Source organism: Paenibacillus sp. EB106-05-06-XG162 (assembly GCF_058791655.1).
On sequence record NZ_JBYTDT010000001.1, the window covers coordinates 1,126,514 to 1,151,289 of the forward strand.

Sequence of the window (24,776 nt, forward strand, 5' to 3'; positions counted from 1 at the left end):
ACGCAGTACCTAATTGAAAGATAGTTAAAAAACGAAAGGGGTGCTACGATACATTTTGCATTTATCCATGACCTAGATTGAAAACGCTTACTATATTGTGATTGGAATCAAGAGAGAGGGTTAGGCAAGATCTTAATTACAACGTTGGGAGAGGGTAAAGTGTTTAGAAAAACAGTAAGCATAGCATGCATATTTTCCATATTATTTGGCTCTATTTCATTAACTTCCGATACACTGGTTGAAACGGCTCATGCTGAAGATCAAATAACGAATGTGAGTATTAATGATAATGAAAAAAAACAAAGCTTCGATTCCGACTGGAAATTTAATCTGGGTGATGTCACTGGTGCGGAAACCGACAATTTTGATGATTCATCCTGGAGAACATTGGACGTTCCTCATGATTGGAGTATTGAACAGAATTTTAATAAAGACTCCTTAGCCGGCAGGGACGCAGCGTTTTTGGATGGCGGAACCGGATGGTACCGGAAATCATTCACGATGCCGGATGAAGCGAAAGACAAGAAAGTAACGATTACATTCGACGGCGTTTTTATGGACAGTACGGTGTATATAAACGGACAAGCTCTTGGCAATCGCCCGAATGGATACATTTCGTTCGAATATGATTTGACCCCTTACTTAAAATTCAACGGGGAGAAGAATGTTATTGCCGTCAAAGTCGTTAACAAGCAGCCGAGCAGCCGTTGGTACTCGGGCAGCGGGATTTACCGTCATGTATGGCTGTCGACCATGGATCAGGTTCATGTCGGGCAATGGGGCACCTCTGTCACAACCCCGCAGGTTAGCGATTCTTCAGCAGATGTAAACGTGAAAACGACGGTCATAAACGAAGCCGTTGAAAGCAAGAAAGTAACCTTAGCGACTACGATACGGGATGCTCAGGGAGTTTCGACGGCCGTATATGAAACCGAAGAAACAATCGCTGCCAAAGGGAAAATCGAATTTGATAAGACACTGACTGTGAGCAATCCGAAGCTCTGGTCCATCGATGCGCCTGTTCTTTATACGGCAGATACGGAAGTGAAAGTAGACGGGGTCGTCGTTGACACATATCAAACGTCTTTTGGGATCAGGACGTTCACATTCGATAATAACCAAGGATTTTTCCTGAACGGGAAGCATGTGAAATTGCAGGGCGTGTCCATGCATCACGATTTGGGAGCGTTAGGGGCTGCCGTTAATACCAGAGCCATGGAAAGACAGCTGGAAATCCTGAAGGCTATGGGCGTGAACGCGATTCGAACCACCCATAATCCGGCGGCGCCCGAACTGCTCGATTTGTACGATCGGATGGGATTCGTCGTCATTGAAGAAGCATTTGACGTCTGGAAACAATCGAAGAAGGAGTACGATTATGCTCGTTTCTTTGATAAGTGGGCTGAAACCGACCTCAAGGATATGGTGCGTCGTGACCGGAATCATCCTTCTATTATCGCATGGAGCCTTGGTAACGAGATTTGGGATACTACTGTAAGAGATGACGCTGTTGCAACTGTGACAGACCTAAAGAAATGGATTAAAGAATTCGATACGACAAGACCGATTACGATGGGTATTGCGCTGATGTTTGACGCTAAAACGGTAGAATTTGCGAACGAGTTAGATATTGTCGGCTACAATTACACGGAATACCTGTACGATCAGCATCACGCGGCACATCCTGGATGGAAAATCTACGGAAGCGAGACGGCCTCTGCGGTCAGATCGCGCGGCGTCTATCATCTGCCGATCGATCAGAATGTACTGACACATCCGGACCTTCAAACTTCTTCTTACGATAACAGTTGGGTCGGGTGGGGACTCAGCGCGAGAGAATCGTACAAGCTGGATGCTGATCGCGACTTTGTTGCAGGTCAATTTATTTGGACAGGCTTTGACTATCTTGGCGAACCGACACCGTATTACGACGATGGGCCTGCTAAGAGTTCGTACTTTGGAATCGTGGATACGGCGGGATTCCAGAAAGATATTTATTATTTCTATCAAAGCCGCTGGACAAGCAAGCCGATGGTGCATGTGTTGCCCCACTGGAATTGGAAAGCGGGGGACACCATACCGGTCATTGCTTATAGCAACGCGGACAGCGTTGAACTGTTCTTGAACGATCAATCTCTTGGCGAGAAAACATTTGCCCCGGGAGATTTGCAACTGCAATGGAATGTTCCGTTTACACCGGGTACCTTGAAGGCCGTTGCCAAGAAAAATGGCGTCGTTGTAGCAACGGATGAAGTGAAGACAGCAGGTGAGTCTGCCAAGGTGGTGCTGAAGCCGGATCGAACTGTCATCAAAGCAGACGGCAAAGACCTTGTCTTTATTGAAGCTGATATTGTCGATGCGAATGGCACACTGGTTCCTAATGCGGACAACTTGATTAACTTTAGCGTAACTGGCGGAACTATCGTCGGTGTGGATAACGGAAATTCCATCAGCTGGGAAAGTTATAAAGGATCAAGCCGCAAAGCGTTTAGCGGCAAGGCGTTGCTCATCGTGCAGCCGTCCAAGACCGCTGGTGAAATTGTAGTCAACGCGACAGGATACAACGTGGCACCGGATAGTACGAAAGTATTTGCAGTGTCTGATATCGATCCGAACAGTACGGATATCATCGGTATTCAACCGGTCACTGTTGAATCCAAACCGGGTATTGCTCCGGAACTGCCTTCGACCGTAACTGTGATCCAGCAAAATGGTAAACAAAGAGAGGTTCAAGTAACCTGGAATCCGGTTAATCCGGACCAATACGCGAATACAGGCAGCTTTACCGTCAGCGGCACGGTACAAGAGACATCCATCAAAGCGTCTGCCACCGTATCGATCATTGGCGTTTCAAAGGTTAACGGCTCATTCATGTTCAAAACGTCTGTAGGTATGGCACCTAATCTTCCAAGCAAGGTTGATGTGGAATATACGGACGGATCGCTTCGCTCGTCCCCAGTAACCTGGGATGCGATTGAACCATCGAAGTATGCGGCCGAAGGCGAATTTACGGTTGCAGGTAAAGTGGAAGGGACAAACCTGACCATTGGTGCGTCTGTTTTGGTGAAGTCGGCTGCACCAGCGAATGTCTCTTTGAATACGGGAGGAGAGTATCCGAAGGCAAGCGCGTCGTTTACCAATCCTTCTGATCCTGAACACTTTTTGAACGATGGTACTATTTCCTATACGGGCTCACCGAAAAACCGGTGGACGAACTGGAGCCCTACGTCTAGGGCGTCAGACTGGGTACAAATCGATTTCGGTCAAACAAAGACCATTAATCAAGTCAATATGTATGTATACATTGATGGAGGCGCAGCTCCTCCGACATCCATGAATGTACAGGTGTGGGATGGAGAGAAATGGGTCGACGTGACACATGTGACCAATGCACCAGCGGTACCTACAGACAAGAAGAATACGATCACTTTTGACCCTGTTTCTACTTCGAAGGTGAGAGTGAACATGAATAGTGTCTCTGACAAGTGTTTGGGGATTACGGAAATGGAAGTTATCGGATTAGTCCCTGTTATTGGGCATGACGCAGCATTGAAAGGAATTGAAATGAACGGTCAACCTTTTGCTGGATTCCAAGCAGACGCCCTTTCCTATGAGGTGCAATTGCCGTCAGCAGCGCTTCCGACTTTCACAGCTTCGCCGTCCGACCCATTCGCAAAAGTTACGGTCACTGACCCGAGTGGAATTCCGGGCAAGGCTACAATCGATGTGACTGCGGAGGACGGTACCAAAACGCAAACCTACACGATTCATTTAACTGTACAAGATACGACATCGCCTGTGACGACTGCTACCATTCCCCAGTCGCAGATGAAGGCAACGGCAACTAGTGAGGAATTAGTCGGTGATAATAACGGAGCATCCAACGTGCTCGATGGAAATTCCAAAACGATTTGGCATACGAAGTGGGATAAGTCTGCTCCGCTGCCGCAATCGGTCACATTGAATCTTGGCGGGTCGTACGCCGTGAATAAAATCAAGGTTCTCCCTAGACAAGGACAAGGCGCAGCGACGAACGGCATGATCACGGCCTACAATGTTTATACAAGTACGGATGGCGTCAAGTTTGAAAAAGTCGCCAATGGAACCTGGGCGAATGACACGATGGAGAAAACAGCTTCGTTCCCGGTAAAGGAAGTGGCCTTTATCAAACTGGAAGCAACCGAAGGGCAATTCGGATATGCATCTGCAGCTGAAATGAATGTCTATCGCGTTATCGAGGCGCCTATTGAGGTGCCCGTAACCGGTGTGCAGTTGGATAAACCGCAAGTCTCGCTGAAGGAAGGGCAAACAGCAGAGTTGGTTGCATCTGTGCTTCCTGAGAACGCATCGAATAAGAATGTAACTTGGTCGAGCAGCGACGATACCGTCGCCAAAGTGGAGGTCAAGGAAGGTAAAACAGTGGTAACCGCCTTGAAAGCGGGGTCGGCGGACATTACGGTCACCACGATGGCTGGCAATTTCACAGCGGTAAGCAAAATTACGGTACAGAAAGGCGATGTCTCGCCAAATGCTATAACGACGTTATCCGCAGCAGGCACCGTTCAAACAGGCGAGGAATTCACTGTACAGCTCGGTCTAAGCGGTGTCACACAAAGCGTATATGCACAAGATATTAAGATGGACTACGATTCGAACGTATTTGATTTCGTCTCGGCCCGTGTCGTGAAAGACGGAATTCAACTCGTGGATACTAAGAAGAATATACTAGGCAAACTTCGCTTTATTCTCGCAAGTGAAGGGGCCGGCAAGGCTGTGACAGGCGATGCTGATATCCTGGAACTGAAGTTCAAAGCCAAAGCTGTGACACAGCCGACGACAGGAACGATTGCTGTAACTGACGCAACGCTGGGCGATGCGCAAGGAGCGGAAACGAAGGCGCAACCTTCTACAGTCAACGTGAGTATTACGCTACTACCTCCGGGAATTCCAGGCGATGTCAACCATGACAATAAAGTAAGCATCGGTGATCTTGGCATCGTTGCAGCGCATTACGGTAAAACATCTTCCAGCCCAGATTGGGAGCAAGTCAAGCATGCAGACGTAAATGGCGATGGCAAAATCGATATTGTAGATCTTGCGTTCGTGGCTAGAAAAATTATGGAGTAAATCTTCCAGATTGTAGTATCTAACAGATCAGGCCAACCTTTGATGGTTGGCCTTTTTGTGTAACTCTAACAAAGCAACTTAGAAGACCAGCAAACTACTGGCTGCTTGTACAAGCCCGTTTGTGATCGTGTCAATGGCATCCGTTATGACTTCTTCGGATATATTTAACGATTTGATCTGCTTGATCGCCTGTTTCCCTGCATTCACCAAGTCCAGTAGCAGCAACTTTTGCTCTTCGTGTGTTGTCGCGACGTTAAGCTTGCTTTGTATTTCACCCAGCTTGCCTTCGAAAGTTTTCATAATGCTCTGGAAAATGACGGTTGGGTCTTTGCCAGCGATTAGGGTCACTTCTTTCTGGAAAATAACTTTATTCGCTCCACTAGAGGGATTGATGAGTGCCGCTTGAATCACCGCGGTTGCAGTATACGCCTCTTCAGGAAAGGAGACGACGCCATCTGATGTGATAGTGAGATGGGAGCTTCCGGATACCTTCTTCCATATTAGCGCTTGCGGCGGAATGTCAACGGAGGCTACCTTCAAGCTGTAACTGTGCTGATAGCCATCGTTGCTAACTTTAACGGATTCCTGGGCCATTAAGCGGATATAAGCAACTGTCAATGCGTGAACGGCAGGTCCGTCATATTTCAGCCGTTGCTGGAAATTCAGTAAAGTCGACTGAACATCATGAGCGGTGACGTTAAGATTTCTTAATATCGAGCTGATTTTGTAATAGCTTGTTTGACTAAGCTGATTCGTTATTGCTTTCATCAGGATGTCCGTCATTTTCTGATTGTCGCCTAGAAGACCTGACAGTTCGATGGGAGACAGTTCCGAGAGATAATATAGAACATGGCCTTCGATCCCCCTGAGATTGATGCCATCCCCGAAAATGAACGAAAGAATATCCTCCATCGTGAGGTTTGTTTCTCCACCTGCCGCAGCTATCGTATTCAATGTCCATAGAAATTCGGGATCAGACAAGATGGTTTTTAACCCGGATTCCTGTTGATCGTATGGGAGCGAACCAATCGTCACAATAATATGAAACAGTTTCCTTTTCAACTCAGCCTTGTCAACAGATGCAGGCAGCTTGAGTTTGATTTTGTTCCAGATCGGATCAATCAAGGATTGGTCGGTTATCTCGTCCAGTTCGGCAAATTCAGAACTTAGCCTGCGCACATCCTCTACATCTGCCGGATCACCTTCGTCAAGAGCGGCAAGAATTTTGTTGCTTCGTTCCAGGAACGGCATTCCCGCCTCGTAGTTTACGGTAAAGCTGCTGTTGTACCGCGTTTGATTACCGTCGTTATCTGTGACAAAGATCAGAAGGGAATGCGTACCGCTTGGCAATCTAGGAGCAATCGCGGTCAGCGTCTCAGATGCTTCGTCATAACTGAACGGCACCATCCTATTGTCGATCCCGACCATACTCAAGCTTACATTTATGCCGGAGTCTTCATCGTATACTTTGGCCGTGATCCTCGGCCAGGCCGTCGTTAAGCTATCGCCATCAGCGGGAGACACCGATTCAATAAACGGGTTTATACGATCTTGAGGGAATGTTGACACCGTAAGGGCAGGGCCATCCGTCGTCCAACTGCCATCAGAACGCTTCGCCTCCACCTTAAAGTTATATGTGGTTTTTGGCGTCAGATTCGTTGCATCGAATGAGGTTATATTTCCGTTCACATCACCCAGAAGAATGCTATTTCCATATATTCTGTAACCCAAGCTCTCTTTGGCGGGCGTCCAGGATAAACGGAGTGAAGTCGCATCGATATTCTCTGCTTTTAAGCTACTATCTTTCCATATCGAAAGCCGGACGTTGAAGCTTCCGTTGTATTCCTGCAAGATGTTCTTATCATGATCTAAGACACGAATGTTTAAGGAATGGGTACCGTTCTGCAAATTAGAGCAATACGTAAACACCATTCCATGCATATAATTCGGCTCTATAAGTTGTTGGTCATCCACCATGACAATGATCGAACCCGTATCTGCTATTGGAATCCCAAGCGCAAAGCTGATGTTCGTAAAGCTCTCGGTAATCATTGCGCCGTCTGACGGACTCACGCCGCCGATAATGGTTGTTGAATCAGCTGTTTCTCGAGTGCCTACGTGCTCGTCCGCATAGGCAAACTGGGGAACGAAAAGCATGACCAACAAGCTTACAATGAGCAAGTACGGCATTCTTAATCGAAAATTTTTCATAATTTCCTCCTTAATCTCGCGAATTTAATATTCATTTCGTGTAATAATATACCATTAAAGTTCGCGTTTTGAATAACCTTTTGTTTCAATCATGAGCCTATGTAAGATGGGGGAAGGAGTTTCATCTTTTTCCCCGACACCAGGTAGGTTAGCGCAACAATTGCTCTCCAAATACGTCAAATACTGGGAGGGATGACTGAAGGGGACATGAGAGTTGATCATGCAAAGGAGGAAACGATGACCTACACACGTTTGATTGTTTTGGTGTTAGCTTTTGAAGTACTTGTCACGGCTGTAGTCGGACTTGGCATTTATTTTGGATTTTCCGTATTTCCTTATACTCAGACACCGTTAGCGACAACGGGTACTGCTGTGCAGACATTCGGGATATCCTTAACCATCCCATTATATATGCCGTCGCTTACGGATCTGAAAATCCCATATTCGTATCTTCAGACGGGCCCACAGGCATGGGGAATCATGGCATTCCTTGTATCTGCGGCTGTCATGGGATTGCAATGTTTTGTCCGGGGCATGTACCTCGGCGGTCTGAAAGGATGGGTTCTGTACCGTAAGGTAGGCCCTCTATTTGCGTGTGGACGCAGGTATTTCGGCGATATGATCGCGTGGTCAATCTTTCAATGCGTGATAGGCGTATTGATTGTTTTCCTCGCTGCAGTCTTTTTCCCATTGGGGATCATATTGATGATTGCTTTACTGTTCTACTCGCTTACGCCATATCTGATAGTCCTCCAAAATATCTCTTTCAGTGATGCATTAGCAAAGGCGCCTCGCATGTTTCGACGCTATTTCGGCACTTTGCTACCGCTTGCGCTGTTAGCCATGCTTTGCACGATAGTTGTTAGCCTATTCCGGTCACTGCCACCCCCTTGGGGATACGTGGTACCTTTGATCGCTTACGCATGCATTGGAACCTTACTGATCGGCGGGCTTATGAGGTTGCTAGCTGGGAAGCTAACGCTGGACGGCGAACAGGTTCCAGATCTGCCATTCGGTGAGGTTCGCGATCGTAGGATAGTAAACGCTATGATTGTTCTGCTCGTGCCGGTACTCGTCTCGGCAGGTATTTTTGCAGTTTCTGGAAACCATTTAAGTGCGTTGGATTTCGGCAGCAAAAAGCGGCTCGACGGTATCTCTTTCAATACGAATTTCTCTGACGTATTCCGTGCATCGGATCAAAAGTATACGGCATACGAGTGGCAGACAAATGATTACCTTCTTGCCATAAGGCTTCCGGACTTATCCAACGAGCGGAAGCCAGAGGAACTGCGTGGGATAGCCGACATTACATGGCAGGTAAATGAGGAAATTCGCACTTCATATGGGTATTCAACTCAAATTGACGTGCAGCCGATCATGCACAAGAGCCGGATTTTGTATCGACTTGTTCGGGAGACAGCTAACGATGGCAGCTTCTACTACTCCAGTATGAGTGGCTCTGCTTCGATCCTGCCGGGAGGGGAGCGGCCGCGTGATCCAATATCCATTCAAATGATGGTTAGTGGAGACGGCAGCCACATTTTTGTCATGCAATATCCAACGCGTTTTGATATTTCATCGGTATTCCGAGTTTCGGATGACGGGCGGTATTTGATCCCGGGTACAAGTCAGATAAATCCATTTGATTTCCATACTTATTGGTTCACCGCGGAGCAGAGTGCAGAGAATCTGTTCGAATTGTTGACCGCCAAGAACAAAACCAATTACATCACGACGATGGACCGTGCTTACGTGGTGCTTGTTTGTGCTATGCAGGAAGGAGACGGGCGATTGGTCGTCAATCTGCTGGAGTCGATGCGGCAGGACGGCGTAAACGTGAAAGCTCCCGACTGGGATGCCGTGACGTGGACAGAGTACTTGCAGGGCCGATATAAAGGTGCCAGCTTGCAGAAGACTCTTGAGCTACTGACAAAAGCTGGCGTTCAAGGGAGCTATGAAGGAAAAGAACTAGTGGACAAAAGCGATGCGAAGATCGGTGTCTATCGGTTTGAGGTGCCGTTCCCGGACGGAATGCTGCCAATCACATATAAGGAATCTAAGGTAGACGGCAAACTGCTGTCCGTTAGTATTATGGACTAGATCAAAAAGTACCGCCCGAATATTCGAAATAATGGGCAAATGAAAAAGGCAGCCGGTTAAAAGCTGCCTTCTCAATTTTACATATGGACGATTGTGTATGAAAACCAAATCGTGGTTCAATCCATTTGCTTGAGGTATCAAATAGGTCACTGCGCGGTCAGGAATGCTTTTGTTTGTTGAGTGAAGCATCGAACGCATCGATAATGAAAAGGAATCTCTCGGCTTCTCGGAAGACGTGGTCTGCCAATAAGGGATGAATGATGCTTTTGATGCGGCACGCATCGATAAGATCGCGTGCTGTTTTCTTAAAATCGCGGAGTGATTTAACGGATACTCTGTTCTCGTCAAGGAATTGATCAAGTAGGGGATAGGTTTGAGATTGTGGACGCATAGAGTCGAGATCTATCGCCTGGAATAATAAAGTATCAAAATCATGGCTAAAGCTCCGTGCTTGTTCAACGAGTTGACGTTCGGACGGATCTAATAGATGCCCGATAAATTTGGCATGATCAGCCATGATGCGTAGGAAAAATACATTCTCATCAATGATTGCATCAGGCAGCGGTTCTAGATTGCCTAGATTTAATTCGGAAAGCCTATTTCTAAAGTAGTTGGCCTCCCTACTAACATGATCCACCAGTAGTGGAAAGTTCGTTCCACCAGGCAATTTGCATTGTAAAATGAGACCTAATACCTTACGCTTGAAAACCCAAATATTAGAGGCTGCCACATAGACTTCTTCATTGAATCTCCGAATCGTCAGAGGATCAGTATCGACGGTATATGCATGTGATTTATTCTCTATCCCTTCGAATACGGCGTAGAAATGGTTGGCTTCCTGAATTAATTGCGTATCATCACAACGAAAACCTAATTTAAGAAATAATGAATGTTCCTTCATAATACGTGACCAGAATCGTATTTCATCGAGGGATCGTGTTACAAAGGGATCTGGCATATATGAAATAACCTCCCACTCGCATCATCTTATTAATACTTTATGCGCGGTATTTCATATTATAATTTTTAAATTCACTACTTGTACTTTATCAAATCAAGCGAATGTCAATCACGATCAATTTACCAGACAGGTTTTGACCTCGATGATAATTTACCTTCATTTGCTTCATAAACTAATTTAGATAAATCTTCTTTTAGCATTTGCATTCGTTCAGCACCAATGATTTCAATCCAGCGCTGTTCTATCTCAGCTGTGATCTCCTCTTTTGCTTTCATTACTTGCCAGCCACGTTCGGTCAGAACAATAATTTTCCCTCTCTTATCATTGGGATGCGTTTGACGTATGACATAACCACTTTTCTCAAGATAATCCACCATTTTACTCACCGCTTGCTTGGTAATTCCTAAGTGCTCAGCTAGTTCTATGCCGGTTGCTCCATTAGGAATGATATGTTTAAACATAAAACCATGTGCAGGTCTAATATCTCCAAATCCTAACTCACTCAATCTGTTATGCAGTTCATCAATCAATGCACTGAAGGATAATGACAACAGAGATGTAAGATCGAATTCACTAAATACTGGATGATTCATACATATAACCTCCTGAAAATAAAGTCAATTAGGTTGACTTTATGTGAGTTTCATTGTACTATACGTCATGTGGTCAATCAAGTTGACTATATTGCAATTATGAAGAAATAGGGTTCAGCGAAATTAAGGAGGTATCTCGTGGCTAATATTGTAAAAATTAGAGGGAGTGTATTTGCACCCTATGCTTTGTTGGAGCCTATTCATGATCCTTCAACAGGAAATAAGTTCGAATATGCTGGTGATGCACGTGAATTTACACCATATGCTGTAAATACAATGCGGTCAAGATTAGAGCAAGAAGTGATTGTTGATTTTTATAAGCAAGAAATTTTCACATATGCAAATGCTTGTATCGTAACTGTAACAGTTACACGTCCAGATGGTTCTATTGAGCATAAAAAAGGAAAAACAAGTACAGAAAACATTGTATGTACTAATGTTGTGTGGGGCTCTGATGAAGTTTCTTTTGAGATGAGGGCAAGTGCCAGTAATCCATTAAATTCAGCGGCACCTGCAGCTGACTATTTATTAACTATACGCATTAACAAAAGTGGTGTTGCGCATATTGAAGGTTCTCATGATGGGTTCCCATGCTATGAATTTTATAAACAAACAGATTTTGGTCCATTTGAAATAATATATACACATGATTTCAGAGAAACTGGTGACACTCCAGAAGCGTTAGCAGGAGAAATGGAATATCGTTTCAAATCGACGTTATAAAATAAAATTAGAATAAAAGAGGTGTGTCTCATGACTGATACCGTTAAAATTAGAGCAAGTGTATTTATTCCAATGTCTTGGACTGAAGCTAGGAAGGATGTTCTAACGGGGAACGTAATCCAATTCTCAGGCGACTCACGTGAATTTACACCTAATGCTGTCAACACGATGCGTTCTAGAGTTGAACAAGAAGTCGTTTTAGATTTTTATAAAAAAGAAATCTTCACCTATGCGAATACTGGCATAACAACAGAAAGAGTCACAACGCCAGATGGTTCCGTTCATAAAAGAACAGGAAAAGCTAGTACTGAAGGTATTTTGTGCACAGATATTGTATGGAGTTCTGATAGTGTCAAGTTTCAAATGAGTGCAAGTGCTAGCAACCCATTAAATGAATATGCACCTCCCGTTGACTATCTATTAAATCTACATGTCAAACAAGATGGTACTGTCGAGATTCAAGGTGCACATGATGGATTCCCTTGTTTTGAATTTTATAAGCAAGTAAATTTTGGTCCGTTTGAACAACTGTATACACATGATTTCAGAGAAACGGGTGATACGCCTGAAGCTCTAGCTGGAGAAATGGAGTATAGTTTTAAAAAAATATTGTAAGGTCAATGTGTTGCCATATTGTCATCAAATAACTAACAACATGAGTGAGTAACAGGAGGAAAAAAGAATGACAACAGTTTTATTCGTAAAAGCAAACAATCGCCCAGCAAATCAAGCGGTTAGTGTAAGATTATATGAGGCATTTTTAGCGTGCTATAAAGAATCACATCCAAATGATACCGTGGTAGAGCTTGATTTATACAAGGAAGAATTGCCTTATGTAGGCGTAGATACGATTAACGGTACATTTAAGGCGAGTAGAGGACTTGATTTAACAGAAGAGGAAGCAAAGGCTGTAGCTGTTGCTGATAAATATTTAGATCAATTCCTTGCAGCTGATAAAGTTGTGTTTGGTTTCCCATTATGGAATTTAACAATCCCAGCTGTACTACACACCTACATTGATTACTTAAACCGCGCGGGCAAAACATTTAAATATACGCCAGAAGGTCCAGTAGGTCTTATTGGAAATAAGAAAATGGCCTTATTAAACGCAAGTGGCGGTGTATATTCTAAAGGACCAGCAGCTGAAGTAGAAATGGCTGTTAAATATGTAGCAAGTATGATGGGCTTCTTCGGTGTAAAAGATATCGAGAAAGTAGTCATTGAAGGTCACAACCAATTCCCTGATCAAGCAGAAGAAATTATTGCCACAGGGCTTGAAAAGGCTGTTAAAGTAGCAAGTACATTCTAATTAACAATATACTTGACACGCAATATGGCAGTACCAACACTTTTAAAGCGGTGGTACTGCTTTTTTATTCGCTTATTCTATCGATAGGAAGAAGGATTACAAGATAATGGAACGTTTATGGACCAAAAACTATATCATGCTGACAATTACTGCGTTATTACTATTTGGTGGATTTTATTTACTAATGCCAACGCTACCTATGTTTATTCAGCAATTAGGTGGGAGTGAATCTCAAGTTGGATTTATTATTGGAGTGTTTACTATATCGGCAGTCATTTTTCGTCCTATTATTGGAGGATTAATGGATCGGTATGGTCGACGGGTATTTATACTAACCGGACTACTGTTTTTTGCAATTACAATGTATTTTTATGATTGGGTAACAGGAGTTTTATTTCTAGTGATTTTACGTATCCTTCATGGAATCAGCTGGGCAGTTGCTACAACGTCAACAGGAACAGCTGTGACTGATGTTATTCCAGAGTCACGTCGTGGGGAAGGAATGGGATGGTATGGACTTGCAATGACTTTAGGTATGGCTTTAGGACCCATTCTAGGTCTTTGGGTAGCAAAATCATTTTCATTTCATTATCTATTTCTTCTATGCACAGCATTAGCAATGATTGCATTCATATGTGCACTTGGTACAAAAATACCAGCGGTTCAGAATATATCCAAACAACCATTATCATTTTTTGAAAAAACAGTCTTGCCAGCAGCTATTGTTACATTTTTTCTTTCTATTACTTTTGGTGGCATTACCACATTTTTACCCCTGTTTGCAGCAAATATCCAAGCTAATGCTGGTATTTTTTTCTTGGTTTATGCTGTCACACTTACAGTAATTAGACCGCTTGCAGGGAGGATATCTGATAAACATGGGGAAGGATCCATTATTGCCCCTGCGCTTGTTATCATGATAATCGCACTATTCGTCCTAACAATGACAACAGGGCCAGTTGGACTAATGATTGCAGCTATTTTGTACGGAATTGGATTCGGATCAGCACAACCTGCACTTCAAGTAGCAATTTTACGATTAGCACCACCAGAGAAAAGAGGTGTAGCGAACGCTACATTCTTTACTGCTTTTGATTTAGGGATTGGGTTGGGGGCTATGATTCTAGGTTTTGTGTCACAGCTCATGGGATATCAAATGCTATTTGCTGTTTGTGCTGTATCTGGGTTTATTAGTCTGTTCATTTTTATTTTGTTTGTAAAAAAGACATTAAAATAACTTGTTAATTTACGAAAAAAGCGCTATTCATATGACGGGTGTTAATAAATCAGCATGACGTGAGAACTCTGTCTGATTTACTTGAGCAAAGTGAGTGTCGTTGTTATTGCATTGTCGATAAATGATCGCTGTGGACGAGCCTTCATCATTACTGAAATTCCAATTAACGATATAATTAGTGCACGTGATACAGCCTTTGTGTCTGTGTTGGCCTCGAGCTCACCCGTTTTTACCCCTCGTTCAATGGTTTCTTGAAAAATGACTGTTAGATACATTTGATGTTCTCTGGTCAGAATTTCAAATTTCTCGTCATGAGGCGCAAGTTCGACCAAGGTATTGATACAAAAACAGCCCCGACTGCGATCTTCTGAATATTCCTCAGCAATCACGTCATTAAAAAAAGTGGAAAATGCTTCTTTTACAGAAGAATGGCTTTGAAGTTTAGCTCGTATATCGGAAGCACGGAACATCGTGTATTTACGAAGCGCGGCTTCAAACAGTTCTTTCTTATCTCCAAAGGCAGAGTATATGCTAGGACGTTGAATACCCATTCTGGCGGTTAGATCGCTAAGCGAAGTCGCTTCATACCCCTTCTCCCAAAATAGCTGCATGGCTGCATCCAATACTTTCTCTTCGTCAAATTCACGGGTTCTTGCCATGATGAATACCTCTCATTCAACTCGATTTTTTTCATTGCGCTATGATTCTGGACATGATTTGAAGTTATATTATGTACTGAATAGTATATTATAATTTTATAATTAGTCGTTCATTTTGTCAAATGAAGGCTGGATTATTCCAATGGGGTCAAAGTTAAAAAATTATCATTACTAGTGATCTCATTTTTTTGTTGACAGTTGTAAGAACCATGGGATATATTTACTTGGCTAATAACATACCGATCGGTAAGTTATGTTTTTCGCAGATCAACATGAATGGAGGGAAGGTACACAAATGGAGGAGGTTATAGAAAAAGCAGCTGTCGATACTGATTCGTCACAGCCGCAGCAGATCACGTCTAATACAGGCCGTCATGCTTCCATGTCTCGCTATATGACACTTTTATTTGCGGTTGCCTGCGGGATGTCGGTCGCCAATATCTACTTCGCCCAACCGCTACTCGACCAGCTGTCGAGTGAGTTTGGCATTGACTATTCAATGATTGGCATGGTTATTACGATCACACAGATCTTTTATGGATTGGGACTGCTGCTACTGGTACCACTTGGGGATTTATTGAACCAGCGCCGCTTGATTATCGGTCAGATGTTATTGTCCATGATAGCCCTGGTTAGCGTTGGAACTGCCCCCAACAGTACACTTCTATTTGCAGGTATGGCTTTGGTAGGAATCCTTGCCGTTGTAACTCAGACGCTTGTGGCGTTCGCGGCAACGATGGCTGCCCCGGCCGAACGTGGGCGTGTCGTTGGTATAGTAACAAGCGGGATTGTCATCGGCATACTTCTTGCGCGGTCCATTTCAGGGATATTAACAGATCTTGCGGGTTGGCGTTCCGTATATCTGGTCTCTGCTGCGTTGATGCTTGTTATGGTTTTTATGTTTTTTAAGTTATTGCCTCAAGTGGAACGCGAGGTCAAAACACTGACCTATCCTCAGCTGCTGGGATCCGTGCTTATCCTGTTTGTACAAGAACGAATGTTACGTATCCGCTCTGTTCTGGCCCTGCTTATTTTTGCCGATTTCAGCATTTTATGGACTTCGCTCGTATTGCCCCTAAGCACGCCGCCTTTCTCTCTATCGCATAGCGCGATTGGAGTATTCGGTCTTGTAGGAGTAGCTGGAGCGTTAGCTGCAGCACGAGCAGGGAAGCTGGCTGATCGAGGTTACGGACAGAGAACGACAGGCATTGCGCTGATCTTATTGTTGATTTCTTGGTTGTTCATTAGCTATACCGAACAATCACTGTTCGCATTGGTTATTGGCATTGTACTTCTCGACTTGGCAGTACAGGCTGTACATGTCACGAATCAAACGATGATCCTCCCGTTACGTGCGGAGGCGCGCAGCCGACTAACTGCTGGGTATATGGTGTTCTATTCCATTGGAAGTGCCAGCGGTTCAATCGCTTCGACCCATATCTATGCGCATTATGGTTGGGAAGGAGTATGTTTGCTGGGGGCTTCTGTCAGTGCTGTAGCGTTGCTATTCTGGGCAATGACCAGACGAGCTACGGCTGCCGAAGTCAACTAAGTTTCTATCATATGATGTTTAATAAAAAGGAGAGAGTGGCTGTGGAAATAGGGATTACTTCGTTTGTAGAAACCAAGCCGGATGTTCAGAGGGGTGAAGTGATAAGTCACGCACAGCGATTGCGTGAAGTAGTCGAGGAAATTGTTCTTGCCGATCAGGTGGGTCTTGATGTGTTCGGAGTAGGCGAGCATCATCGAAAGGATTATGCAGCTTCTTCACCAGCAGTTGTGCTATCTGCGGCGGCATCACAGACGAGCCGGATTCGGCTGACCAGTGCAGTGACGGTGCTTTCTTCAGCTGATCCGGTGCGCGTTTTTCAGGATTTCTCTACGTTGGACGGGATATCTAATGGACGTGCGGAGATTATGGCGGGCCGGGGTTCCTTTATCGAATCTTTCCCTTTGTTTGGTTATGACTTACATGACTATGATGAACTATTCGAAGAGCATTTGGAATTACTCCTGAAAATACAGAATTCCGAAAAAGTAACCTGGAAGGGCGGGCATCGGCCAGCGATTGACGATTTGGGCGTGTATCCACGGCCCGTTCAAGATCCTTTGCCGATATGGATTGGAAGTGGGGGGAATCAGGAGTCAGCAATCCGTGCCGGTCTGCTAGGACTGCCATTGATGCTGGCGATCATTGGGGGGAGTCCGATGCACTTTGAACCGCTTGTACAGCTGTATAAGAAGGCGGCAGCGCACGCTGGTCATGACGAATCGCGGCTTAAGGTTGGATCGCATTCAATAGGATTTATAGCAGAGAATACGGAACTAGCAGCAGATACATTTTTCCCATCTACCCAGGCAGGTATGAATAAGCTCGGCAAGGAGCGGGGCTGGGCGTATTATGACCGCTCTAGCTACGATGCCGCGCGCAGCTTTGAAGGCGCACTGTATGTTGGCGATCCGGACACGGTTGCCCAGAAGATTATTCACCTTCGCAAACATGTAGGCATTACACGCTTTATGATGTATGTACCGTTGAGTACGATGCCGCATGACCAAGTGATGAGAGCTATTGAGCTGCTAGGAACAGAGGTTGCACCACGGGTTCGAGAGGAAATTGCGAAGTGGGAGGCTGAGACGGGAAGTAGATCGTAATGCAACTTTGATACATAAAATGACAAGTGAGAAATAGACTTTGCCAAAAAAAGGAGCGCCTCGATACGATGGGTTGACGGGTTCGAAACCCAACACCATCAAGGAGGCGCTCTTATTATGAAGTTTAAGCAATCCAGGGCAATTGTGGTGTTTGTTGTGCACGGCTCTTAGAAATAGGCGACATCGGGTTCAGCAGTATTAGATTGTTTTGGGAATAGGAATCCTGTGGTGTAAGGTGACGATTGACCTTTGAGTCGAAAAGCTTTTTCAATTTCAACTGCAGTATGACGTGCATCTTCTACGGTTCGCCTGCCAGTAATGATGTCGTTCATCAAGTTCAAAGCCATAAAATTCGCCGCTTCTTGATCGCATTTAGCCGTAGCTTCACCAGCCGTACGGTCTGGATATAAACTACCATCAAACTGTGCTAAGTCATCAAAAAATTGAACCGGGACTTTATAATCAATGGTTTGGGCTAAATAATCAAGATGAGGGGTCGGAGTGTTATGAGGTACTGTATGAAGATGAACAACCGTCCGTTTCCAAGGACCATTATTAAACCATGTAATTTTTGTCCAGCTTGCGTCATGTGGTAAACCATATTTGTTGATTAACAAATAAACTGTTTTTTTTGGTTCCCCAGTCCATCGCTCCAAAATTTTATCTAACATCGGAGGAATAAGGGGATATTGACCATGATATTCGCTCAACCCACGATTCATTTAGAAAAGTCCCTCCCACTAACGGATGAAATATTATTTGCTGGACATCTGTCCATAGTTTCAAGATATTCTAATCTTAAATCATAGAACAGCTAAACCTTGCGATCCAAAATACGGGTAGTGGGTCGAAGCAGCTACCTGCAAACTAACTAAACTACCATCATCCTTGATATTAAATACTGAGATTGTGCCCCGATTACCATTTAGGGTGTAAAAATTGCGGCCATCTTTACTGACTCCAACATCTATTGGTATACCTGTAGGTTCGCCAACTGGTGTACTCGTGATATGCCCGAGAACCGTTAGCTTTCCGCTGTTATCTATACGGTAGGTGGATATTGTGCCACTTAAGGTATTCGAGGTATATGCAAAACGTTCATTCCTCGTAGTTGTAACCCAGCATGCTGTCTTCTGGCCGTTCGGTACAGAGCCACTGATAACATTCAGTATCCCGTTGTCACTCATAGAATATGATGACAGCGCGCTAGAAGCTACCTCCGTAACTAAAAGGATTCCTGAGGATAGGAAATAAGAGCCTAACGGCCTCGTACCATTAGAATCGTTAATGATTGGTCCTGTAACAGTACCATTTTTATTAACATGGAATACACTGAGACGGTCTGTAGTTAACTCAGTTACAACGATTTTACTGCCATCTGGAGTGAATAAAACCTGCGTCGGCTGAGCATTGATCGTACTAAGAGAATGGATGGACCCCGGAATATGAGTAAGACGTCCGTTATCTTCTATGCGAAAACCACTGATATTGGATCTAAATTGATTGGCGGCATTACCTACATTTGAAACATAAAGAAGGTCACCGAATACATCTACGCTGTTTGGCTGAGCACCTTCCGATGGCTTCACATCCGTGAGAACAAGTCCTCCGCTGTCGGTAATGATGAAGCTACTGATACTATTGCTGCCTGTATTAACTGCAAATAAGTAACGGGCATCACGGGACAAAGTTAAGGAACCTTGTGACACAAGGGGATCGATGCCATCGTTTGCTGTTGCGGGTGAAACTTTCCTTGTACCAGTACCTCTTCCATAGGTTGGGTAGGAACCCATAAAGGTAAGCATACCATTCGTGTCCCGGTCAAAAGCGATGACTTCATTCATTGCTTCCCTATTGGTCATCATGTAAACCATCCGCGGCATTTAATGACTTTCCTCCTTCGAGCAGTTCTTGGCTCCGCCTTAGATTATGTTATCGTCTAATATTATTCATCTGAGCCTAAAACAATGCCCCGCAGTAAGTCTGGATGGATATGATAGAGTTGTTACAAGTGGCGAAGAATTTGAATTGAATGGTCAGAATTTTAATTTTATTTATTATACTTAGTCTATTGATAATTGAATAACACTTATTTATGAGCAGGTTACATTAAACTAAATATGGGTGGTGATATCGAGTGGAGTACGAACAACCAAAACATTTAGTTTCTGTCTCAGCTTTTGTTAAGAATGAAAAAGGCGAGGTCTTATTACTCAGGACTCATTGGCGTTCGGATACATGGGAAATGCCAGGAGGAAACGTTGAACCTGGGGAACCATTGGACGTAGCTGTTTGTAGGGAATACCTGGAGGAAACGGGCATTGTAATACGACCTCTTGGAATTACAGGTGTGTATTATAATGCAACGAAACATGTTTTATCAGTCGTTTTTACAGCAGAGTATGTTAGTGGTGAAATAATAATTCAACCAGAAGAAATTCAAGAAGCTAGATATATTGCGTTAAACGAATCTAATATAGATCAATACATAACGCGTCCAAACCAAAAATCTCGTACACTCGATGCTATGCGAGCAACGGCTATTATTCCGTATGAAACATGGGAAGTAAGTCCTGACTATAATTTATTGTCTAGGCTAGGCTACACAGCGAGCAACCCTTGAGTCGAATCAAGGGTTATTTTTTTTCTTAAATGTTTAAAATAGATATGGAGGGGGAATGGAAATTGAGTTTTTTAACAAACTGGCTAGAACATTATGGAAATTGGGTTCTCTTTATATCTTTATTACTTGAGATGCTTGCATTACCACTTCCAGGAGAGGTATTAATGAGCTATGCCGGACTCCTTGTATTTCAAGGAAAACTCAATTGGATTCTCTCAATAATAACAGCTGGGGTCGGAGCTTCTGTTGGAATGACGATTTCTTATTGGATCGGCTTTCGGTTAGGAACTCCTTTCTTTGAAAAGTATGGAACCCGCATTCATCTGGGACCTGACAAGCTTGACAAGGTGTCACATTGGTTTCAAAAATACGGAAATAAGGTATTGATCATCGCTTATTTTATCCCCGGGGTACGCCATATAACGGGGTACTTTTCAGGTGTCACTCGTATTCCGTTTCGGATATATGCCATTTTTTCTTATATTGGGGCTTTTTTCTGGGTCAGTGTTTTTATATCACTAGGTAAAGTATTAGGCCCGAAATGGGAGCAGTATCATCACACCATAAATCGATATCTGATTATAGGCGGAATCATTGCGGCAGTTATTTTTATATTGGTTTATATATACCGGAAAAATAAGCAGCAAATCCAAGATCAGCTCATTAGCAGCCTGAATAAATGGGTACAGCGATTCCAATCCATGGGCAAGGTTAGATTTTTTGTGCTTTCTGTCTTTGCTGTATTTGTCTTGTTTATTTCTTTAATGATTGGGATAATCCAAGATTTCTTTGAGAAAGAGTTTACACAATTTGATGAGGTCACCTCTTACGTCATTCATCAGATATTCGATTCAAGTTGGACGGCTTCGATGAACAATTTCGCTTTGTTGGGTTCTTATTACGTGTATGCACCAGTAATCATCCTCACAAGTGTGTGGATATTTTTTAAGGGAAAAGACCGATTTCTTGAATTTTCTTTCTTTGCCTTTGTTATTATTGGAGGAGAAATACTCGCGGAGGGTCTGCGAATGTTGTTTCATCGAACAGGTCCTGAACCAGTAGGGCTTCAGTTTCCCTATACATTTCCAAGCGAACAAACATTAAATTCGCTTACCGTTTGTGGATTTGCAGCTTTTTTATTGGTCCGCCATTATGGTAATGTGAAAATTCGGATAACTGCTACGTTATTCGTATTCATCCTTTGTTTACTGGTAGGAATTAGCCGAATATTCTTCAATGTACAATATCCAAGCGATGTAGCAGCCGGGTATATATTTGCTGGGGCATGGCTTAGTCTAAATGTGATTTTATTTGAGATATTTCGTATATTGCGCAATAAAGAAGTACGGCTTAACACGAAGTAACCTCGGCTACGAATTGTACGGGCTGTAAATCTATTATTTAAGGCCCGCATAAGCGGGCTTTTTGACCACATCAGAAAGTATAAGTTTTCGCAAATGTAGCGAAGACTTCTTTTTGATTGGCGATAAAAACAACCGCTGAACGCGGTCGCTCATCTTCGAGAATACATCGATAGAAGTTTTTCTCATTTATGGATATAAGTTCTTATCCAAGGCCCGAGACAAGAAAATTTTTACATTCCTCTTACACTTGGTTAATGCCTCGCGAACAAGCTGTTGTCATAATAAGGTATAACATGTCGAAGGGAGCAATAACTTACATGAACGCAAAGAACATTCTTTTATCCATGCTTGCTGTAGCAACGATCGGAACAGGGATCATGATGACAGCCATTCCGCAGGCACATGCTGATCAAACCAACGTTACGTCCCAACCCAAACTAACTGGGAAGTACATACTTCAATCCCCGGATTTGTCGAAAGGCATTAAAATGGGATTTGGATCATCGCTAGTTCATTTACCAGGCGACCCTGACAATGTATTCTACACAAGCAGTGACCGTGGACCGAACGGTGAGGTTGAAATCGATGGTGAAACTAGACGTACCTTCCCGTTACCGAATTTCACGCCATCCATCTATAAAATCAAAATAGAAAAAGGTAAAATCTCCATTCTCTCGTCGATCCCTCTACAAGTCAAAGGCAAAGATCCAGTCACAGGAACCTCTAAAATCACGGGTCTACCGAATGTTATTAAACATGATGAAATCCCTTATGATACAGCAGCGACGAAAATTCTGTCCTATGACCCCTATGGCTTGGATCTTGAGGGACTAGCCTACAATTCAAAAGATGGAACGTTCTGGTTATCTGAAGAATACGGTCCAAGTATTGTACAAGTGAAGAAGGACGGGACCATCCTACAACGTCTTGTTCCGCAGGGCATGAGCGCGATGTTGCAATCTCCAGCGGTTCCGCTTAAAGAAGTACTTCCAGCGTCTTACTTGAGTCGTCGCCAAAATCGTGGCATTGAAGCAATTAGCATCACGCCGGATGGAAAATGGATGTTCGCAGCCATGCAAAGCCCGCTTCGTAATCCCGATAAAACCGTCGATAACTCTAGAAATTTACGTATCTTGAAAATCGATATGAAGACGTTAAAACCTATCGCTGAATATGCTTATGTGACGGAGGATGCCGCTAATTTCAAGGATTTGAAGCAATCCGATATTGTTATTTCTGATTTGTTCGCCGTCAATGAACATACCCTGCTCATCGATGAGCGGGATAAAAATGTCGGAACGAAAGCACAATTGAAACAAATTTATGCGACAGATCTTTCCGCTGCAACTAATATTTTGGGAAGCTATGATACGGCAGATACATCTGGGAAAACCCTTGAACAAATGAATGCGTCCGATTTAGCACAACAAGGGATTTCTACGCCGTCGAAACGATCCGTATTGGATGCGGTGAGTTTCAAATACCCTTATGAGAAAATCGAGGGGATTACGTTGCTGCATGGACGGACACTCGTCATAATCAATGATAATGATTTTGGAGTAGGAAGCACTTCGGCGGAGAATGGTACGCAGCTCTGGACATTCGAACTTCCCACTATCATAAAATAATCTACGAAGGGCCGCAAAGAGAACCCTTCAAAACAAATATAATTTCTGTGAAAAACAACCCAGTACCGCACCGGTACTGGGTTTGTTGTATAAAGGTAAAGGGGCACGTTAGTAAAACGAAACAAGGAGTAGAATGCCGCGGCAGCTGCTCCTTGTTTTATTAAGCTAGTGGGCAGGATAGCTCAATAATTTCGCGAATACTCTAGATATGGGATTATTTACAAGGTCGTGAATTCGACGTTATATGAAACCCCGAAGTGAAATTATTAAAGACATACACAACACATTTTTTTAATTGAGGTGAAGTAAGTTGAGATTTTTAATTGTAATCTTGTCCTTACAATTGCTTACAACAGGTTGCTTTAACAACAAAGACAATCAAAATGAGAAGCCATTCATATTCTCGTATAAATTAAATACAGTCGATTCTATACATCAAAAAGAGATTGACTCATGGCTACAAACAGCTAAAAATGATCCAGAAGTAAAGATACATTCATATGAAACCAAAGATGGATATAAATACAGCTATGTTAAAGGATATAAGGATGTTGAGGTTTCTTATATTTATTCAAATTATGAAGGGAAATTAAAACAAAGATTTATAAGAGGATCAAATGACGATGAAATTCTTGTTGAAGTTAAATATAATAAATCAATTTGTTGTAGCACTAATATTTATGAAACTGATGATAAAAATGATTAAGAGAAATGTAAGCTGGGCTATATGGCTTCGTATAACACCATGTTCACGCATCGGGCCATTCGGCCCTCGGTCCGGCAGGGGTTAGATGTGGGTTCAGGGATGCAATTGGCGGTTGCAGAGAAGTAGAATCAGCCGGACACATCCGCACAGACTAAGCGCATCGCGCCCGGCGACTTTGTCGCCTTAAGTCGGTGGGACGTCGTGAACACAACAACGTTATAGGAAATCCCTGCAAATCTAGAATACTAAAGATATTAGAAAGGATGAAAAGTCATTTCAGTATCAATAATTCTAAGAAATATAACAATAGATGATTATAATTCAGTCTTAAATTGGAGCAGGGATGAAGTTTTTTGTTCAGCAAACGGATGGCAGAAAGGTAAACCTCCAGAAGAAATATATAATTGGTGGACTAATTGCGTAAATAGAACAGGAGACAATTCTATTCGAATGGGAATAGAACTTAATAAGCAAATAATTGGCTACGCTGACTTAGCTGACATCAAAAACAATTCTGCTGAATTAGGCATTGCGATTGGTGAAAGTACAATGTGGGGGAAGGGAATAGGATTTAGTTCAGTTCTAGGTATGATTGAGTATGGTTCAACTAAATTAGGAATTAATACTTTTTATGCGGAAACACATGAATCGAATATCAGATCCAGAAGAATGCTTACTAAGATCGGTTTTGAAGAAGTTAGTAGAATAGGTAGTGAAGAATACCTGGGTAAGATCGACCAACTCATACAATACCATTTTAAAGTGTAGATGATTTTGATTGATGCTCATGAAGGCGGGGACTTGCTACACCCTTGGTTCGCAAGAAGAGGTAAGCAGTAAAGCGGATTCAGCTCACAACTCTGCAAGGCTAAGCTGCACT

General features: G+C 43.3%; 19 protein-coding genes. 13 read left to right on the forward strand and 6 right to left on the reverse strand.

Annotated features, from left to right (window positions below; all coding sequences use genetic code 11):
* Window positions 1-159: 159 nt before the first annotated feature.
* The gene (locus AC3WU2_RS04915) at window positions 160-5,127 is read left to right on the forward strand and encodes a discoidin domain-containing protein (protein WP_492451795.1); all 4,968 of its coding nucleotides are present in this window, start codon (window positions 160-162) and stop codon (window positions 5,125-5,127) included.
* Between the two features lie 78 nt (window positions 5,128-5,205).
* Here AC3WU2_RS04915 and AC3WU2_RS04920 read toward each other — a convergent pair whose 3' ends face one another.
* Window positions 5,206-7,338: a fibronectin type III domain-containing protein gene (locus tag AC3WU2_RS04920; protein ID WP_492451797.1), complete on the reverse strand. Its 2,133-nt coding sequence runs from the start codon at window positions 7,336-7,338 to the stop codon at window positions 5,206-5,208.
* A 237-nt stretch (window positions 7,339-7,575) separates the two neighbouring features.
* Between AC3WU2_RS04920 and AC3WU2_RS04925 the strand changes: the two genes are divergently transcribed.
* Window positions 7,576-9,438, forward strand: a complete 1,863-nt coding sequence (locus AC3WU2_RS04925; protein WP_492451799.1) for a hypothetical protein — start codon at window positions 7,576-7,578, stop codon at window positions 9,436-9,438.
* Between the two features lie 157 nt (window positions 9,439-9,595).
* Here AC3WU2_RS04925 and AC3WU2_RS04930 read toward each other — a convergent pair whose 3' ends face one another.
* Both AC3WU2_RS04930 and AC3WU2_RS04935 read right to left on the reverse strand, forming a co-directional pair.
* Entirely contained in the window at window positions 9,596-10,396 is an 801-nt protein-coding gene (locus AC3WU2_RS04930; protein ID WP_492451801.1) for a DUF2935 domain-containing protein, read from the reverse strand.
* Between the two features lie 122 nt (window positions 10,397-10,518).
* Entirely contained in the window at window positions 10,519-10,992 is a 474-nt protein-coding gene (locus AC3WU2_RS04935) for a MarR family winged helix-turn-helix transcriptional regulator (RefSeq protein WP_492451803.1), read from the reverse strand.
* A 138-nt stretch (window positions 10,993-11,130) separates the two neighbouring features.
* Here AC3WU2_RS04935 and AC3WU2_RS04940 point away from each other — a divergent pair, with 138 nt between their 5' ends.
* From AC3WU2_RS04940 to AC3WU2_RS04955, 4 genes are all read left to right on the forward strand, one after another.
* Complete coding sequence (locus AC3WU2_RS04940; RefSeq protein ID WP_492451805.1) at window positions 11,131-11,715, forward strand: DUF3238 domain-containing protein; 585 nt, start codon at window positions 11,131-11,133, stop codon at window positions 11,713-11,715.
* A gap of 30 nt (window positions 11,716-11,745) precedes the next feature.
* The gene (locus AC3WU2_RS04945) at window positions 11,746-12,330 is read left to right on the forward strand and encodes a DUF3238 domain-containing protein (RefSeq protein WP_492451807.1); all 585 of its coding nucleotides are present in this window, start codon (window positions 11,746-11,748) and stop codon (window positions 12,328-12,330) included.
* Window positions 12,331-12,397: 67 nt separating this feature from the next.
* Entirely contained in the window at window positions 12,398-13,024 is a 627-nt protein-coding gene (locus AC3WU2_RS04950; RefSeq protein ID WP_492451809.1) for an FMN-dependent NADH-azoreductase, read from the forward strand.
* 103 nt (window positions 13,025-13,127) lie between these two features.
* Entirely contained in the window at window positions 13,128-14,261 is a 1,134-nt protein-coding gene (locus tag AC3WU2_RS04955; RefSeq protein ID WP_492452191.1) for an MFS transporter, read from the forward strand.
* A gap of 77 nt (window positions 14,262-14,338) precedes the next feature.
* On the opposite strand, the gene AC3WU2_RS04960 is transcribed toward AC3WU2_RS04955, so the two are convergent.
* The gene (locus AC3WU2_RS04960) at window positions 14,339-14,920 is read right to left on the reverse strand and encodes a TetR/AcrR family transcriptional regulator (RefSeq protein ID WP_492451811.1); all 582 of its coding nucleotides are present in this window, start codon (window positions 14,918-14,920) and stop codon (window positions 14,339-14,341) included.
* A 295-nt stretch (window positions 14,921-15,215) separates the two neighbouring features.
* On the opposite strand from AC3WU2_RS04960, the gene AC3WU2_RS04965 reads away from it, so the two are divergent.
* Complete coding sequence (locus tag AC3WU2_RS04965; protein WP_492451813.1) at window positions 15,216-16,472, forward strand: MFS transporter; 1,257 nt, start codon at window positions 15,216-15,218, stop codon at window positions 16,470-16,472.
* A gap of 41 nt (window positions 16,473-16,513) precedes the next feature.
* Window positions 16,514-17,575 carry an LLM class flavin-dependent oxidoreductase gene (locus AC3WU2_RS04970; protein WP_492451815.1) on the forward strand — a complete coding sequence of 354 codons (1,062 nt, stop codon included), beginning with the start codon at window positions 16,514-16,516 and terminating at the stop codon, window positions 17,573-17,575.
* Window positions 17,576-17,742: 167 nt separating this feature from the next.
* Here AC3WU2_RS04970 and AC3WU2_RS04975 read toward each other — a convergent pair whose 3' ends face one another.
* Together AC3WU2_RS04975 and AC3WU2_RS04980 are read right to left on the reverse strand one after the other, a co-directional pair.
* The gene (locus AC3WU2_RS04975) at window positions 17,743-18,297 is read right to left on the reverse strand and encodes a hypothetical protein (RefSeq protein WP_492451816.1); all 555 of its coding nucleotides are present in this window, start codon (window positions 18,295-18,297) and stop codon (window positions 17,743-17,745) included.
* Window positions 18,298-18,378: 81 nt separating this feature from the next.
* The gene (locus AC3WU2_RS04980; RefSeq protein ID WP_492451818.1) at window positions 18,379-19,458 is read right to left on the reverse strand and encodes a lactonase family protein; all 1,080 of its coding nucleotides are present in this window, start codon (window positions 19,456-19,458) and stop codon (window positions 18,379-18,381) included.
* Window positions 19,459-19,712: 254 nt separating this feature from the next.
* On the opposite strand from AC3WU2_RS04980, the gene AC3WU2_RS04985 reads away from it, so the two are divergent.
* The 5 genes from AC3WU2_RS04985 (at window position 19,713) to AC3WU2_RS05005 (ending at window position 24,664) form a co-directional block, all read left to right on the forward strand.
* Window positions 19,713-20,198, forward strand: a complete 486-nt coding sequence (locus AC3WU2_RS04985; RefSeq protein WP_492451820.1) for an NUDIX hydrolase — start codon at window positions 19,713-19,715, stop codon at window positions 20,196-20,198.
* Window positions 20,199-20,260: 62 nt separating this feature from the next.
* Complete coding sequence (locus AC3WU2_RS04990; protein WP_492451822.1) at window positions 20,261-21,562, forward strand: bifunctional DedA family/phosphatase PAP2 family protein; 1,302 nt, start codon at window positions 20,261-20,263, stop codon at window positions 21,560-21,562.
* Between the two features lie 317 nt (window positions 21,563-21,879).
* The gene (locus tag AC3WU2_RS04995; protein WP_492451824.1) at window positions 21,880-23,190 is read left to right on the forward strand and encodes an esterase-like activity of phytase family protein; all 1,311 of its coding nucleotides are present in this window, start codon (window positions 21,880-21,882) and stop codon (window positions 23,188-23,190) included.
* 310 nt (window positions 23,191-23,500) lie between these two features.
* Window positions 23,501-23,896 carry a hypothetical protein gene (locus AC3WU2_RS05000; RefSeq protein ID WP_492451826.1) on the forward strand — a complete coding sequence of 132 codons (396 nt, stop codon included), beginning with the start codon at window positions 23,501-23,503 and terminating at the stop codon, window positions 23,894-23,896.
* Between the two features lie 288 nt (window positions 23,897-24,184).
* Window positions 24,185-24,664 carry a GNAT family N-acetyltransferase gene (locus AC3WU2_RS05005; RefSeq protein ID WP_492452193.1) on the forward strand — a complete coding sequence of 160 codons (480 nt, stop codon included), beginning with the start codon at window positions 24,185-24,187 and terminating at the stop codon, window positions 24,662-24,664.
* Window positions 24,665-24,776 lie beyond the last annotated feature (112 nt).